The organism is Paenibacillus sp. J22P165 (genome assembly GCF_059692015.1).
Window position 1 is genome coordinate 1 of sequence record NZ_JCAUAP010000006.1, and the last position, 15,563, is coordinate 15,563.

Consider the following 15,563-nt stretch of genomic DNA (forward strand, 5'->3'; position numbering starts at 1 on the left):
TGAGATTTCCCAGTATGTAAGACCCCTTGTAGACGACGAGGTTGATAGGTTCGAGGTGGAAGTGCGGCAACGTATGCAGCTGACGAATACTAATCGGTCGAGGGCTTAACCTAATATAGGGATCTTTAATCGTAAATTAAAGTCTCTCTGCTATCCTAAGTAGCATACTTTACGTGAGTTTCGTATCTAGTTTTCAAGGAATAATATTCCTACTGTGGCGATCGTGGCGAAGGGGTTAACGCACCGGTTTGTGGATCCGGCATTCGTGGGTTCAAGTCCCATCGGTCGCCCTTTTCCCTTTACTAATGGGGATTAGCCAAGCGGTAAGGCAACGGACTTTGACTCCGTCATGCCTAGGTTCAAATCCTAGATCCCCAGTATACTTTCTTAAGCGGTCGTGGTGGAACGGCAGACACACCATCTTGAGGGGGTGGCGCTCACAAGGCGTGAGGGTTCAAATCCCTCCGACCGCATCCCAGCTTTACAAGCGTGAAACCCTTGATATTTAAGGGTTTTTTTGTTTTATAACAGATCGAATAAGTGCTTACCTCCATGCAGGTAGTTAGAACGTACACTTTTACTACGCCAGAGAATTTGCTATTAAACAAAGAAGCGAGAAGGATTAACTTTCCTCATCGCTTTTTTTTGTTTGTATTTAGTCATTCATAAAATCGGTATCCTTGATGCGTTTCCGGGATCGTCCGGAACACGGATTAATTTACTGGAATGCCCAACGTAATTGACGTCCCCTGTTTAGAGGCTGATTCGATAGTGACCTTGGATTGTTCGCCATAGTGCAGCTTGAGCCGCTCCATCACATTGGAGAGTCCGATGCCGGTCATTCGGCCGCCGCTCGTCTTCGTCGTTTTCTCCGCATCCGCAGATAAACCTCGCAATATGGCTTCTACCTTCTCTTCGGACATGCCGTCGCCGTTATCAGCGATGGTGATGTTGAATCTTCCATCTGTCATATCCGATTTAACGGCAATATGCCCGATTCCTTCCAGGGCAACACCGTGAAAGATCGAATTTTCCACCAGTGGCTGCAAAATCATTTTCGGAATAAGGAAACCCTCATGCTCCTGTGGTACCTCCACGCTGAAGGTGATTCCCTCGCCGTAACGCATTTGCTGAATTTGCATATAAGCTCTAAGTGTATCCAGCTCAAGCTGCAGAGGGACAAAATCGTTCTTCTTATCGATGCTGTATGTCAAAATCAGGATGAGTGAACGAACCGTTTCCTCAATCAGCTCACCTTTATTTTGTTTGGACAGGCTGGAGATACACGTCAGTGTATTATATAAAAAGTGCGGCCGGATCTGGTTCAGTAGAAGCCGGAGCTCCACATCCTTCTTTTTCTTCTCTGTCCGCTCGATGTCCTCTACGAGTATTTTAATCCGTTTTAGCATCGTCTGGAAACTGTGAGCCAGCAGACCAATTTCATCGGTTCGCTCGGTGAAGTCGATCTGAGACGTCAGTCTGCCGTCCTTGATCCGATCCATTTTTTTGGCCAGCCTGCGAATGGGAAGCGTAACCTGTCTGCTGATCAGGAGCACACAGATGAAGAGCAAGACATACCAGAGCAGTCCCAGCTTGAGGATGCGAGAGGTCAGCCCCTGGACGCTTTGCTGAAATACCTCTTCCTTCGTCAGGGAGACAAAGTACCATCCGATCTTGTTGCGGTTGCTCTTGGTGACCATGAACGAGCCGATCGTGTTTTGCACACTATGGATGCCGTTGGGCAGACTGATTAGCTGCTGAAGAACCTCAGAGGAAGGGGATTCCTGCGGCTTTTGGAACGCTCCTCCAGCGAAGGTGTCTCCTTCAGCGGCTATGACATCCCCGAACGTGTTGAACAGCACGTAGCTTTGATTTTGATCATTCAAGAACCGGCCAAGCTCGCGAGAAAGTTGCAGGATGTCTAGCTCGGCGGCAATCGCCAGCTTTTGATTCCCAAGGGCATCCTTCACGGACAAGACAAATGAGATCGTCTGCTCCGTGGACAGCGGAGAATAATAAGGCCGGCTCCAAGTAATGACCCCGGGATTGTCATTAGCAGTTCGAAACAGCTTTGAGATTTCGGGGTGGCCGATCACGTCGTACAAGACCGGACTGCTGGAGTACACGTGACCCTGTTGGTCGCCGACGAAAAGATGATTCACCAAGCCTTGATTGTTTATGGCATAGTTCCGCAGCGCTCCTTCAATTTCCATTTGACTGGATGACTTGGCGAACACGGGATGCTGCGAGATGCTGAGCAGGATATTTCGTATATTTTGGAGATAAAGATCCAAATATTGACCGGTCCGCTCCATGTACAAGGTTTGGTCGTTCGACTTTTGGGAGATCAAGGCTTCCTTGGAGCTGTAGGTCACGGTGTACAGCAGCCCGCAAAGAACAAGCACGGTTGGGATGGTTAGCATGATCATCAATTTAGCGAAAATACCGGCGCGAATAGGTAGGATACTTCTCATGAACTTCGGTACTCCCTCGGTGATTTACCGAATTGCTTTAAGAAAATTTCCGTAAAATAGCGGTAATTCGAAATGCCGATCCTGTCGGCGACCTCGTATACCTTAAGTGTGCTTCCTTTAAGCAGCTCCGCCGCATGCTCCAGCTTGACGCGTTTGACGTAGTCCGGGAAATATTCCCCGGTTTCTTTACGAAAAAGTCCTCCAAAGTAATTGACACTGAGTCCGACATGAGCAGCTATATCCGGCATACTGATGGTTTCTCCTTGATGCTGTCTGACATAGTCGATGGCTTGCTCTACTTCCAGACGGTAAAGACGCTCAGGCTTGGTAGGCACGACGTGATCGAGTGTTTGGCGTGCTTTATCCAAGGCTTCCAGCAGCTGCTGATCACGGTAAACGCCTTTCACCAGATAGTCGGTCGCACCAAGCAGCAGCGCTTCCCGGACATAGTCAAAATCTCTATGACAGGTTAGAAGAATAACTGGAATGTCCATTCCTTGGTCCCGGAGTGTCCTCATTAAGTGGATACCATCCATGACCGGCATCATAATATCGGTAATCAGGATGTCCGGCGAATGGCTTTGAATAAGCTCAAGCGCTTCCAAACCATGCCTAGCTTCGCCTGCCAGCATATACCCATGATCGCTCCATGGAAAAATTCGCATATTTTCCCGGATAGGAATCTCATCATCCACGATCAATACTTTCGTTGGTATTGTCATTTTGAAGCCTCCTGAGTGTCGTATCGAATATATAGTTTAAGTATAACGGATGAGGGAATTTTCGAATATCCGAAAAACAGCGATAATGTCAGTAATTCAACGATCCCTTAAATGGTCCACGTAATATCATTGATTTTCTGACATTATCGTCGTTTATCCGTATATTCAGAGGCGAGGCTTTGGACGTAGAATACGAAATATAACGCCACATGAGAAGGAAGAGCTTGGAGGGGAAGGAATGACAAAAGGACTAAAAGTAATCTGGAAATATCAAACCTTATATCTGATGCTCCTGCCCGGTCTGCTCTATTACGCAGTCTACAGGTATGGACCGATGTGGGGCTCCATCATCGCCTTCAAAGATTTCAACATTTTGGATGGCATCTGGGGAAGCTCTTGGGCGGATCCTTGGTATAAGCATTTCGCTTATTTCTACAACTCGCCGTATTTCGGCCAAATTCTTAAGAACACGTTCTTGATCAGTTTTTACAAAATCGTTTGGGGCGTGCCGCCGGGTATTATTTTGGCGCTAATGATCTACGAAGTGAGGAACGTCCGTTTCAAAAAATGGATACAGACGATCAGCTATTTGCCGCATTTTTTGTCTTGGGTCATTATTTACGGCATGCTGTTTGCTTTTCTCTCGGAAACCAGCGGTCTGGTTAGCCGGTGGGTCAAGGAGTCAATTGGACACTCGATCCCGTTCCTGACTTCCACGGAATGGTTTCGTACCATTCTCGTGAGTTCCGAGGTGTGGCAAAGCGCCGGTTGGGGCGCGATCATTTACTTAGCTGCGCTGGCGGGCATCGATCCGACGCTGTATGAGGCAGCTCGCTGTGACGGAGCCGGACGATTGCGCATGGTGTGGCATATCTCACTGCCGGGCATTCGCAGTATTATCATGCTCATGCTTATTCTGAAGCTCGGACATATTCTAGACGCCGGGTTCGATCAAATTTACATTATGTATAACATTCACGTTTATCAAGTATCGGACATTATCGATACTTGGGTGTTCCGCGTCGGTCTGGAACAGCTGAACTTCAGCTTAGGGGCAGCGGTCGGATTGTTCAAATCGCTGATCGGTCTGGCACTCGTCGTTATCGCCAACCAGATTGCAAGGAAATGGGGTGAGGGCATATGGTGAAGTCAACGCAAGAGAAAGTATATCTGAGCTTCGTTTACGGACTGTTATCTCTGTTTGCTCTCTGCATCATCTTTCCAGTGCTGTATGTCGTTTCGGTTTCGATAACGCCTTACAGCGAGCTTGTGAAGCATGGCGGCTTCGTTGTTATTCCACGTGAGATCACATGGGATGCTTATCGCATTTTCCTATCTGATTCAATTATTCCGAATGCGTATAAGGTTACCTTATTCATTACAGTAGTCGGTACGGCCGTGAACCTGGTGCTCACCTCGCTAATGGCATATCCGCTGAGTAAAAAGTTTTTGCCAGGCAGAAGCTTACTCCTGTTCCTGATCATCTTTACCTTCTTGTTTAGCGGTGGTCTCATTCCGACGTATCTGGTCGTGAAAGGTACAGGGTTGATCAATTCTGTCTGGTCCATGATCATTCCGCTGGCGGTGTCCTCCTACAATTTGCTCATCATGAAGACCTTCTTTGAAAATTTGCCAGAGAGCCTCTACGACGCAGCAAGGATTGATGGAGCAGGAGAGCTTCGAATCTTCGTACAGCTGGTGCTGCCTTTATCGATGCCCATCATGGCGACGATCGGATTATTTTGCGCTGTCGGCCATTGGAACGAATTTTTCCAAGCGATCATGTACATTAACGATAACTCGAAAAAGCCGCTTCAGGTCGTGCTTCGAGGAATCCTATTGAGTGCGATGAATCCCGATCAACAAGCATCGCTTGAACAGACGCTGCCGACCGAGTCCCTACAAATGGCGGCGGTTGTATTAACCGCATTGCCGATTCTCGTTGTATACCCGTTCGTCCAAAAGTACTTCACGCAAGGCGTACTTCTTGGATCAATTAAGGGTTAACATATTAGTAACCAGAGAGGTGGACATTTAAATGAAAAAGGGTATGGTCCAATCGATTTCATTAGGCTTGGCTTTGTCTGTTGTTTTGGCGGGCTGTTCTTCCAACACGCCGCAATCCTCGAGTAAGGTGGATAAACCGGCAGATAACGCGCCTAAAACGCCGGTCAAGGTAAGTGTATTCGTATCGGGAAGCGGTGTGCCAACACCGGATAAAGATCCGATTCTTCAAGCTTTGAATAAGGATCTAAATATGGATTTGGAGTTTAACGTAGCGACGAGCGATTATCCGCAGCAGTTGAACGTGAAGGTGGCCGGGGGGACGCCTCCTGATATTTTCGAGGTCGGCAAGACGCAGCTTGACGAGTTGTCCAAACAAGGTCTGCTGTTGGATCTGGGGCCATACATCGATAAAATGCCGAATGTCAAAAAAACCTATACCCCGGATGACCTAAGTAAAGGGAAGACGGGTGGTAAGCAGTTTTCCCTCTTGAAAAGAGGCGGACAACAGCAGGCATCGTTATGGATTCGTAAGGATTGGCTCGACAAGCTGGGATTGCAGATGCCGAAGACGCTCGATGATTTCAAAGCGACGCTTGTCGCGTTCACTGAAAAAGATCCAGACGGCAACGGAAAGAAGGATACGTTCGGCATGACCGGACTTGGCGACTTCAGTCAGCAGTCAGCTTTTAGCCCGATCTTTGCTGCTTACGGGGTACCGGTACCAGGCAATTTCACGATTGATAACGGCAAGGTCGGTTACTCAACGTTGGATGCGAAAACGCCGCAAGCCATCGGATATATTGCAGAGCTGGTTAAGCTAGGCGTTATCGATCCGGAGCTGGCGGCAAACAAAGGCACGAAGGACCAGCAGAAGGCTTTCCAGGGTCTAGCAGGCGTCATTTACCGCAACTGGGGTGAGATGTCGAAAGACAATTTCATCGCGGACTACAAGAAAATTAACCCGAACGCAGATTGGGTACAGGTCGGTGCACTTACAGGCCCGGGCGGAACTTTAAGCGGATTTTGGGACGAAGGCAGTGTATTTGGACGTATCGCACTCTCCAAGAGCCTGGAGAAAAAGCCGGACGTTTTGAACAAAGCACTGGAATACTTAAATTACATTACCGAGCCGGGCAAAGGGCAGAACATCGTAAATTACGGTGTGGAAGGCAAGCATTATGAAATGCTGAACGGCCAGATCAAGCTGCTGCCGGCGATTACGGAAACCGCTTACGCATTCCAGGTGCAGCTGACGGGACGTACGGAAGGTCCATATTTGAAAGCGAAATTCCCAAATCAGGTGAAAGTGATTGATTTTGCCGTTAATCTGCCCGTGATCAAAACGTATAGTGGCTTGGTCTCCAATCCTACTGGTGTTGTTGCTGACGATAAGAACCGTTATGAGCTGGAAGAAATCACAAAATTCATGTTCGGTAAACGCCCTTTGTCCGAGTATGCCCAATTTACGGATACGTTGAACAAGACTTACCAGCTGCCGCTTTATGTGCAAGAGGCTGATAAAGCCTTAAAGAGCTTGGGATACATCAAATAAAATAACAGCAGCCTAGGAGGAATTACCATGCTGATCAGAGAACAAGCCAAGGAAATTCCTGTCATTTATGAAGCGGACATTTGTGTGCTGGGAGGCAGTTGCACGGGCGTGTTCGCTGCCGTCAGAGCTGCACGGCTGGGAGCCAAGGTCGTCATCGTGGAAAAGCAGAGCGCATTCGGCGGCGTCGCTACCTCGGGACTCGTTAATATATGGCATTCCATTTACGACACTGTCTTCCAGCGTCAGATTATTGCGGGGATGACGACTGAGACGATCGAGCGGCTTCGCCGCAGAAGCGCAGTCACGGAAGAGCAGCGCAGCCACTCCGTTGGATATGTGCTCAATACCGAAGAGCTCAAGATCGAGCTTGATGAACTAGTCCAAGAAGTGGGTGTGAAGTCGTACCTGCATACGATGTTCGTAGCTCCATATCTCGAGGACGGCAAGCTTCAGGCGATAATCGTGGAAAATAAATCGGGTCGCGGTGCGATTAAAACTTCATATTTCATCGATGCCACAGGAGATGGCGATTTGTGCGCCAGGTTGGGTGTTCAGCACCGGATGTCTTCGCATCACCAGCCCTCGACGATGTGCGCCAAGTTCAGCGGATGGGGCGTTAATGATCAAGTGCAGGATGATGTGACGGGCTCGGATCAGCTCACAGGACTTGATCTGCAGCAGGCTCTGCTTCAGTACAAGGATGAATTCGGCATCCCGGAAGGCTTCGGATGGGGACGTCACGTTCCGAGCAGCAGAGATGTGTACATGTATGCCGGAACGCGTGTCTACCATGCGAATAGCGCAGATGGTGAAGATCTGACCTACAGCGAGATGGAAGGGCGCCGTCAGGTGAGAGCGATTATGGACTTAATCCGCAAGTATGGACCGGATAACAAGCTCTCGCTCGTGTCGCTGCCTTCGTACATCGGTACGAGGGAAACGCGCCACATCAACTGTGCATACCGGTTGACAGGGGAAGATGTTCTGTACGGCAGACGGTTCGACGACGCCATTGCCAACGGCAGCTACCGGGTCGATATTCACCACCAGGAGAAGCCGGGGTTGACGTTCAAATATCTCGATGGCGAACAGGTGTATATACGTCCCGGGTATCCGAAAGAGGTCGGGCGTTGGCGGGATGCGCTACCGGCGGGGGATCCGACATTTTATCAGATCCCATACCGCAGTTTGCTTCCGGAAGGATCTTACGGAAATGTCATCGTCGCCGGGCGGATGCTTGACGCCGATGAAGAAGCCTTCGGCGGCGTGCGCGTAATGGTCAACATGAATCAGACCGGCGAAGCGGCTGGTGTAGCGGCGTATTTGGCACTGACGGGGTCGAAGTCGTTCAGCGAGATTAGCGTCTCTTCGATTCGAACCCTACTAACGAACGGCGGTTCGCAGATCATTTAAGGTAATGTGTAGAGCAGCGTTTAACAGGATTCACGTTAAGCGCTGTATTTTTTATGAACTTATCCGACCTCATTTTGCTGCATAGGAGAGATATCGAATGAAGAAATTGGCGGGGATTGCCGACTATAACCGAATTCCGGCGTTCAGTGTAAGTGAAAATGCCAAAGTGCTGTTGCGATATGAATATGTCGAGAGGAGACTTGTCCGCATGATGGCCGGGTGGATGGCCGGTGTGAAGGAGTGGGAGGCTAAGCTGCTGCTCGGCCGGATGGTATGGGAGGACGCGGTGCATGCCACAGAACTGCGCACTCGCATTCTCGAGCTTCGCACTGGCTCTAGAGCGCTCGAACGCTGCCCGGATCCGCATCTGGACTTGATGTTGGAGGAAGCGTTGCTAGCCGAGGATTCTTTAGCGTTTCTGAGCGGGCTGGTCGTCATTAAACAGCATTTGCTGGCAGCGTACCGCAAGCATCTCACCCAAACACAGCCGCTGGTGGATCAGCCGACGACGAGATTGCTATCCATCCTCATCATGGAGGTTGGGCATCAGCTTGAGGAGCTGGAAGGCATTATAGCCATGTGGATCGACGATTCGAATGCTGGTCAATTAAATCAGTGGCAACAAACGATCGAGGCGCTGATTCATGCCGCAGCAGGCATCCAAGGCCTGGATCCAGTTGTTTACAATGTGAAAAGCGAGTCGCTCCGTGCCGGTAAGGGTACGAAGTTTACGATATCCAAGACATACGGACTGGACAGCCGTTTTGTGCTAACACAGCCTTATCGGTACAGTCCGGAGCAGAAACCGGATACCGCAGACCCCTATGCGCTGCAACGAGGTATGGGGCTCGCCCGATTTTACGAAATGCAGGCTGCGCTAGGCATTGCTACCAGCATCTATGAGAACGACGGGATGCCTTGGGAGTATTATTCCACCTTGGCCCGCCACCTGTGGGATGAGATCCGGCACTGCGCAATGGGGCAGGGACTCATCGAAAGCTTGGGGATGGATTTTACCAAGGTTCCGCATTGGACCGGGAATTATGATTTCTACACGACCTTGACGCCGCAGGAAAGATATATTCGCTTAGGCGTTATTATTGAACTTGAAGCCATGGAGTCAGGCACTAAGAAGGCGGAGTATGAATTTTGTCGGAAAAATGGATTCGAGCTGGCTGAAACGTTTCAGGATTACGACTGGGCCGATGAAGTGAATCATGTGGAATGGTCAAGGCGCTGGGTACAATACATGGTTGGCGGGGACCAGGAGCTGTTGGAGCAGAAGGTTGCTGAAGTGAAGATGAAATATGCGGAGTTCAAAAAGCCCTGGGAGGAACTGGGTAATATTTTCTAGGGCAGAATTCACATCCGAGGAGAAACGATATGATGTCAGTGCGACTATGCGCTTCCAATCTGGAGCAGTTCCAACACCCAATAGAAGCTTGGGAGAAGGATGGTTTTAAGGTTGAGGTAAAAGCTTGTCTTAGCTACTGCGGCGATTGCACCGAATGCCCTTACATCGAACTGGATGGAGAGCTCTTGATGGAAGATACGATGGAGGCTCTGCTCGAGCAAATGCGTAAAAGCAGCAGGAAGTAAATGATGCATAAAGAGGTCGAGACAAAGCTGCCAAGAGTAACATATATCACGTAGCGACTTCATGTTGCATGACTTTACTGCTTTCTAAAAAGCCTAACCGTTCCACTTTGTACAAATCATAGATGAATTGATTATGATTTATTGATTGATATATGTGAAGGTTTGTATCATTTGCTAATAGGGCATACGGTAGTTTTTCTACGGCCTTCTTCGATCGAATATTTTGTTTTCGAATTTTCAAAAATATAGTATCGATCTTATTTTCAAGAAATAATTCTGTGAAAAAGGATTCCTTCGCTTGTTGGTTATAACCTTTTCCAAAATAAGGGGCTCCAATCCATGTTGCCAAGAAGCCTGTTCTATTAACTATTTCATAGAGTTCAATTGTACCTATAGGATGTCCCATTTCATCAAGAATTGTTCTAGAAATACATGTTTCCTTATCTTCTTCAACGATCAATTGTTTGGTTATGAACAAATATTCTTCATAAAACTGGCATTTATTACGAACGTAAGGGAAAACTGCAGGATCTGTCATTAAGTTAAACAGTGAATGGCATTCGTGTAAATCACGCTTTTTTAACATGTTATCTACCACCTAGCTCTTATGATTCGTAAAATCAGTCAATCTAAGTATATAAAAGGACTTTTCGGATTATATGAACTCTACGTTTTGTTTCTGTAAATTTAGCGTAGAGACGAGTTAGAAGCTCAACAGATATCACTTGGAACCGGCCTATGTGCAAACAAAAAGGAGGATACCCCCAAGCCACAACGTGGCTAGGGGGGCATCCTCCTCTTTACATAAACCTACTTACATAAATCGAATCCATCCCATGTCGATGTTGCAGCCGGGAAGAAAAATCAGCGACACGGTATTTTTACCTGTGATCGACTCGTCTAGACTAAACACGGCACTGGTATACTCATCACAGTTTGCCACTTCTATCATTGTTCTGATTTCACGTTGGCCGTCATCGGTAAACACGAGCTGTATTGAATTTTGTGCAATGTTTGAACGCAAGCAAATTTCAATTTGTCTGGCGCCTAATTCACCAAAGTCCATATTTTCGTATACGAGTGATACGTTATTCCCTATCTGTTCGATCGTATCCTCTCGAATGGTAAAGCAATCGCCATACACGGTTGTGACTTCAGTGGCCTTCAATTTTTGGAACGCCTTTTGATACTGGGAAAAAGTAAAGCCTTGGATGTGTACCTTTTGTCTAAATACAAAGCATAAGGTGGTCACGCCGATCAGTCTACGAGGGAGTTTGCAGATGATTTCCTGGTAAGTATTCCAAATGGAACCTTTGTCGTAGTGGATGGTGCTGAGAAGCTCGCCGCCCTCCAAAGGCATTCCTTCCCAAATCTCAAAGGTAAAAGGGTCTTTACTCAAAGGGAATAAAGGCAAAGTAATCTCATCTGACCCGTAATCTCCAAAGTCTAGGTCTTTAAACCCGACATGACTTTCGCCATCTCTTAACGTAGCTACCCCGCGCTCATTGCCATTGGTCAACGCTACGTTGCTCGTATTGTACAGTCCGCCGGATACGAATTCATAAGGATTTATAAAAGGCTTTCCTAAGCCTTGGATTTGCAATGTAATCATCGAGATAAAAGCAAAATGATTGCCGCCGTTCTTAGGGGAACAACGCACATAAACTTCACCGTCTCCCCTAGGCTTGATGGTTGCGCTTCGTCCATCTTCAGCTACCACAATCGTGGCCAACTGGCTATCAATACCAGCGGAGTCTGTGACCCGCCAATATAAGTCGCTGTAGGTTGCATGTTCTGGGAATGTCTTTGCCTTCACATGGTAACCGTCCACTGTCAATTGGATTTTGCGAATAGGTACTTCACTCTGCACTATTTCAGCATGAACGACAGGAACGCTATTACCATCCCGCTTTACGATGGCCAACAACTTCCCGCTAAAGAGCCGCCTGGAGTCCGTCTGATACTGGTCATAGTCTGTAGCATCCCCGTTATCCAGTGCGAGCAATGTTCCGTTCTCGACGGATACCTGGACACGACAGTTGGCATTTTCAACGGGATTCCCTTGCAAATCCAACGCTGTAATCGTTGTAAAAAGAAGCTCGCCTATGATTTCGTTCTCTAGCTGCAACTCTACAGCATCACCAAAAGATGTTCTGCTCTGCTGTGCAACCTGTATGCCATCGCCATCGTAAGCGACGGCGCGAAGTGTGCCAGTCCGATAGTTGATTTGCCAATCAGCAACGATTTTATCATGATCCAACGAGACAATACCTTGACTCTCCTCATTTACAAACAATTCGACTTGAGGCGCGTTGGAGCAGACTCTTACGTCGATGAGCTGACCTTCCGAAAAATCCCAGTACGGATACAGATGGACAAAAGGCTCTTCTCGATAGTCGGTCCAAGCAGCTTTAAACAAGTAATACGAATCTTTGGGAAAGCCTGCTGTATCTACATGTCCAAGATAAGTATTCTTGGTGTGGTAAGGTGTTGGCTCGCCAAGGTAGTCCTGGCCTGCCCAAATAAACTGTCCTAGTGAGAAAGGAGTGTTTGCGTCTGCTTGGATACACCATTCCACGCTTTTGGCTCCCCAGCTTGTGGCGCTGTTGCCAAGAGCCGAACATTGCAGATCATCGTCCGCTAAAATTGATTTGGACAGTGGGAAATGGTAAATGCCTCGGCTTTGCACCGTAGAACAAGTCTCACTCCCATAGATAATCCAATCCGGATGAGCAGCATGATGTTTTTCGTATAAGGATTCAGCGTAGTTATAGCCGATTAGTTTGATAACGTCGGCGCATTTTTGCGTATTTTCCCAAGGCATGTAGTTGGAGCATAAGGTAACAGGCGCATGAACATGGGGATCATGTTTTTTCACCAATTCCATGAGGTACGTCATCGTAGCTATTCCAGTCTCTGCATCTGCATGCGTATCATAAACTTCGTTGCCAACGCTCCACATGATAATTGAAGGGTGATTGCGATCCCGGCGAATCCAAGAGGCCACATCCTTTTCTGCCCATTCATCAAAGAAATTTGCATAATCATGTTTTGTTTTGGGACGCTTCCATACGTCGAATATTTCGCTCATGACAAGAAAGCCCATTTCATCGGCAATATCGTTAAAAATGCTAGCGGGCGGGTTGTGAGCCGTACGGATGGCATTGACGCCCATTTTACGGAATATCGTAAGCTGCCTGCGAATGGCGTCCGGATATACTGCGGCACCCAATCCGCCGAGATCGTGATGGAGGCAGACGCCATTTAACTTAACATGCCTGCCGTTGAGGAAGAATCCCCGATCTGTCGTAAACGCGATCGTCCTAAAGCCAAAGCGGGTATCCGCTATATCTGTGATCTCACCGTTAACTGAGAGCTCACTTCGCAGCGTGTAGAGCTTTGGATTGTCAACGTCCCACTCGACGATTTCGTCATCGTTTTCTAAAAGCGTGTGGCGAACCTGATAAGGTATTCCTTCGGTTTCTACTTCCACATCTACGTCGTAACTCCATTTACCGTCTACTTTACGCGTCGTAATATAGATGCCGTCAGATACAAAATGACAAGCGTTTTTGATAATCAGAAACACATCTCGATATATGCCGGCCCCTGTATACCATCGGGAGTTTGGCGCTTGATGAACGACTTTAAGCAAAATAGTGTTCATGCTGTCTTTGTTTATAAATCCTGTAATGTCAAATTCAAAAGCGGTGTACCCGTACTTCCACTGACCTACCTCTTGGTCGTTTACAAACAAGGTACTATCCATATATACGCCATCAAAGCGGATGAAAAGACGCTGTCCATCCTTTATGTTACTTGCGTCCAGATCACGTTTGTACCAGCCAATGTCATCTTTGTACAAATTGTTGGTATCTGCAATTAACCAGTCGTGGGGAACGCTGACAGGTACAAACTCGCGCGGTTCCCCTTTTGCAAACAGCCAACCATTATTCAATAGCTTCATACGAATCCCATGCCTCCATAAAAGCCTAGAGGCTTGCATGCGCAAGCCTCTGGGCTATATCAATCTTTAGAATGCTATTTTAGCGTTGTTTCTTTTCCGAAAGATTTCTCCCATGCAGCTGTTCGCTCGTCGATAATCGCTTGACCGCCTGAATTGAGGTAATCCTTCATGCCTGCATCATAGACAGCGTCAAATTTATCAACAGGTGCCACAACAGCCTTGTTCAAGATCGTATCACGTTTTTCTTTAAGAGCTTGCCCTTGTCCGTTTTCAGCCTTGATCGCACCCACATTGGCATTTTTGCCTACACGACCATCATGAGTTGTAATTTGATTCGCTTTCTCAATATATTTGGCGTCAATACCCGCATATCCGTTGGCAATGGATTTGACTGTCTTAGCAGGATCGCCAAGGTCAAGACCATTACTTGTAATCGTGTAGTCGATGTTTGCTGGAGAGTTCATAATTTTTTCGCCTGTTGCTGCAATTGTCTTCACGGAACCGTCAGGCAACGTTTGACGAGTCACTCCTTCTTCTCCAAATTGAAGGAATACGCGATTATCAAGCTTGGAAATCCAATTTAAATAGAGCAGAGAAGCAATGGGTTCTTTGTTCGTAGCTGGGAAAAAGATTTTACGGTCAACAGGACCTGATAAAAATTTCTTATAAACACCAGCATCATTGGCGAATGGTTCAACAGCAATATAAGCTGCATCTGGGCTAACAAGCTTCTGAAGGCCTGCCTGAATGCTGTCGGCGCCGTTACGATATGGGTAATCCCAGTTGTGCATGAATGCGCCAACATAGCCCGCTTTCATGAGATTATCCTCCGTTTTATCTCCGGCAGGGTAAAGTGCGAAATCCTTCCAAACCAAACCTTGGTTATACCACTTGTTTATCGTTTTGATGCCTTCTTTGTAGTTCGGATAGAGGAAACGTCGATCGTCAAAATCGTGCGTGAAGATGTCTTTGTCTGATAGATTATTGGGCGCGTAGGCCGCAGTTAGATGATCTGTACGCCAACCAACGTCAAAGCTCGTTGAAAAAGGAATCATCTTGTCAGCATCTTTTCCTAAAAGCGTGGAAGAGTTGTCTTTAAATGCTTTTAGCATGCTTTCAAATTCTGGTAACGTTTTTGGCGCTTGAAGATTGAGCTTCTTTAACCAATCCTCGCGCACAAAGGTATTCGTGCGGTTAAGGGTGTTCAAACGAGATTCTATGGCCCACAAGGTTCCTTTGCTAGGATCTTTGTCCCAATAGATGTTGGCTTCCGTTAAATATTTCCACATGTCTGGCAGAAGGTCTTTGTTATCCTTGAGCAGGGGACCTAGGTCAAGAACACCGCCCATATTGGCGTACGTTTGGATGGTTGGATAAGAGTAGGTCAGACTGATATCCGGTGCTTGATTCCCTGCCAAAAGGTTGTTAATTGCTTCGCCCTCTGTCCAACGTGGTACAGGAACAAAAGTAACATCTACATTGTGGTCACGAAGCATGCCGTCCTTAATATATTTTGTATAGAAGTTGTTCTCTGGTTTGGTTCCCCCGGGATTACCACGGTCATAAATCTCTACTTTGATTTTACGAGTATCCTTGAATTTGAGATTGGCATCGAGACCTAGCTTTTCTAGTGCTGCGTTGTTGTTAGGCGCATTAGATGCAGGCGCCGAAGATGATGGGGCTGATGAAGCTGATGGAGTTGGTTTGTCGTCAGTGGTACATCCTGAAAGTGCTCCAGCAAAAATGGTACTAACCGCTAGAACGGACAATGCTTTGAGAAATTTCACGGTTATTCCTCCTAGTTCTTATTTGGTTTCCTTTATAAAAAT

General features: G+C 47.3%; 11 protein-coding genes, 3 tRNA genes and 1 rRNA gene. 10 read left to right on the plus strand and 5 right to left on the minus strand.

Annotation, left to right across the window (positions count from 1 at the left end; all coding sequences use genetic code 11):
- The 4 genes from AC58QM_RS15220 to AC58QM_RS15235 all read left to right on the plus strand — a co-directional run.
- Nucleotides 1-113, plus strand: a 23S ribosomal RNA gene (locus tag AC58QM_RS15220); the annotation flags it as partial.
- 104 nt (nucleotides 114-217) lie between these two features.
- Nucleotides 218-290: transfer RNA gene (locus AC58QM_RS15225), tRNA-His, on the plus strand.
- Nucleotides 291-306: 16 nt separating this feature from the next.
- A tRNA-Gln gene (locus AC58QM_RS15230) sits at nucleotides 307-378 on the plus strand.
- A 13-nt stretch (nucleotides 379-391) separates the two neighbouring features.
- A tRNA-Leu gene (locus tag AC58QM_RS15235) sits at nucleotides 392-473 on the plus strand.
- A gap of 240 nt (nucleotides 474-713) precedes the next feature.
- Here AC58QM_RS15235 and AC58QM_RS15240 read toward each other — a convergent pair.
- A complete protein-coding gene (locus AC58QM_RS15240) occupies nucleotides 714-2,474 on the minus strand; it encodes a sensor histidine kinase (protein ID WP_497285325.1) in 1,761 nt (586 codons plus the stop codon).
- Nucleotides 2,471-3,196, minus strand: a complete 726-nt coding sequence (locus AC58QM_RS15245; RefSeq protein ID WP_497285327.1) for a response regulator transcription factor — start codon at nucleotides 3,194-3,196, stop codon at nucleotides 2,471-2,473. The genes AC58QM_RS15240 and AC58QM_RS15245 overlap by 4 nt, the downstream gene beginning before the upstream one ends.
- Before the next feature lie 238 nt (nucleotides 3,197-3,434).
- On the opposite strand from AC58QM_RS15245, the gene AC58QM_RS15250 reads away from it, so the two are divergent.
- The 6 genes from AC58QM_RS15250 to AC58QM_RS15275 all read left to right on the plus strand — a co-directional run bounded on the left by AC58QM_RS15250 (nucleotide 3,435) and on the right by AC58QM_RS15275 (nucleotide 9,767).
- Entirely contained in the window at nucleotides 3,435-4,343 is a 909-nt protein-coding gene (locus AC58QM_RS15250) for an ABC transporter permease (protein WP_497285329.1), read from the plus strand.
- The gene (locus AC58QM_RS15255) at nucleotides 4,337-5,203 is read left to right on the plus strand and encodes a carbohydrate ABC transporter permease (RefSeq protein ID WP_497285330.1); all 867 of its coding nucleotides are present in this window, start codon (nucleotides 4,337-4,339) and stop codon (nucleotides 5,201-5,203) included. The genes AC58QM_RS15250 and AC58QM_RS15255 overlap by 7 nt, the downstream gene beginning before the upstream one ends.
- Before the next feature lie 31 nt (nucleotides 5,204-5,234).
- Complete coding sequence (locus AC58QM_RS15260; protein ID WP_497285332.1) at nucleotides 5,235-6,755, plus strand: extracellular solute-binding protein; 1,521 nt, start codon at nucleotides 5,235-5,237, stop codon at nucleotides 6,753-6,755.
- Between the two features lie 27 nt (nucleotides 6,756-6,782).
- Nucleotides 6,783-8,168, plus strand: a complete 1,386-nt coding sequence (locus AC58QM_RS15265) for an FAD-dependent oxidoreductase (protein WP_497285334.1) — start codon at nucleotides 6,783-6,785, stop codon at nucleotides 8,166-8,168.
- Between the two features lie 97 nt (nucleotides 8,169-8,265).
- The gene (locus AC58QM_RS15270) at nucleotides 8,266-9,522 is read left to right on the plus strand and encodes a hypothetical protein (RefSeq protein ID WP_497285336.1); all 1,257 of its coding nucleotides are present in this window, start codon (nucleotides 8,266-8,268) and stop codon (nucleotides 9,520-9,522) included.
- 29 nt (nucleotides 9,523-9,551) lie between these two features.
- Nucleotides 9,552-9,767, plus strand: a complete 216-nt coding sequence (locus AC58QM_RS15275; RefSeq protein WP_497285338.1) for a DUF1450 domain-containing protein — start codon at nucleotides 9,552-9,554, stop codon at nucleotides 9,765-9,767.
- Between the two features lie 46 nt (nucleotides 9,768-9,813).
- On the opposite strand, the gene AC58QM_RS15280 is transcribed toward AC58QM_RS15275, so the two are convergent.
- The 3 genes from AC58QM_RS15280 to AC58QM_RS15290 form a co-directional block, all read right to left on the minus strand.
- Nucleotides 9,814-10,353: a GNAT family N-acetyltransferase gene (locus AC58QM_RS15280; RefSeq protein ID WP_497285339.1), complete on the minus strand. Its 540-nt coding sequence runs from the start codon at nucleotides 10,351-10,353 to the stop codon at nucleotides 9,814-9,816.
- A gap of 228 nt (nucleotides 10,354-10,581) precedes the next feature.
- Nucleotides 10,582-13,734 (minus strand): glycoside hydrolase family 2 TIM barrel-domain containing protein, encoded by a 3,153-nt coding sequence (locus AC58QM_RS15285; RefSeq protein WP_497285341.1) that lies wholly within the window; start codon nucleotides 13,732-13,734, stop codon nucleotides 10,582-10,584.
- Between the two features lie 74 nt (nucleotides 13,735-13,808).
- A complete protein-coding gene (locus AC58QM_RS15290; protein ID WP_497285343.1) occupies nucleotides 13,809-15,521 on the minus strand; it encodes a type 2 periplasmic-binding domain-containing protein in 1,713 nt (570 codons plus the stop codon).
- Between the last annotated feature and the right edge of the window lie 42 nt (nucleotides 15,522-15,563).

What these genes read in the sequence shown, in the direction of transcription:
- AC58QM_RS15240 (WP_497285325.1), bottom strand. Translation starts at nt 2,474, where the DNA reads ATGAGAAGTATCCTACCTATTCGCGCCGGTATTTTCGCTAAATTGATG.
- AC58QM_RS15265 (WP_497285334.1), top strand. Translation starts at nt 6,783, where the DNA reads ATGCTGATCAGAGAACAAGCCAAGGAAATTCCTGTCATTTATGAAGCG.
- AC58QM_RS15245 (WP_497285327.1), bottom strand. Translation starts at nt 3,196, where the DNA reads ATGACAATACCAACGAAAGTATTGATCGTGGATGATGAGATTCCTATC.
- AC58QM_RS15275 (WP_497285338.1), top strand. Translation starts at nt 9,552, where the DNA reads ATGATGTCAGTGCGACTATGCGCTTCCAATCTGGAGCAGTTCCAACAC.
- AC58QM_RS15255 (WP_497285330.1), top strand. Translation starts at nt 4,337, where the DNA reads ATGGTGAAGTCAACGCAAGAGAAAGTATATCTGAGCTTCGTTTACGGA.
- AC58QM_RS15285 (WP_497285341.1), bottom strand. Translation starts at nt 13,734, where the DNA reads ATGAAGCTATTGAATAATGGTTGGCTGTTTGCAAAAGGGGAACCGCGC.
- AC58QM_RS15270 (WP_497285336.1), top strand. Translation starts at nt 8,266, where the DNA reads ATGAAGAAATTGGCGGGGATTGCCGACTATAACCGAATTCCGGCGTTC.
- AC58QM_RS15250 (WP_497285329.1), top strand. Translation starts at nt 3,435, where the DNA reads ATGACAAAAGGACTAAAAGTAATCTGGAAATATCAAACCTTATATCTG.
- AC58QM_RS15260 (WP_497285332.1), top strand. Translation starts at nt 5,235, where the DNA reads ATGAAAAAGGGTATGGTCCAATCGATTTCATTAGGCTTGGCTTTGTCT.
- AC58QM_RS15280 (WP_497285339.1), bottom strand. Translation starts at nt 10,353, where the DNA reads ATGTTAAAAAAGCGTGATTTACACGAATGCCATTCACTGTTTAACTTA.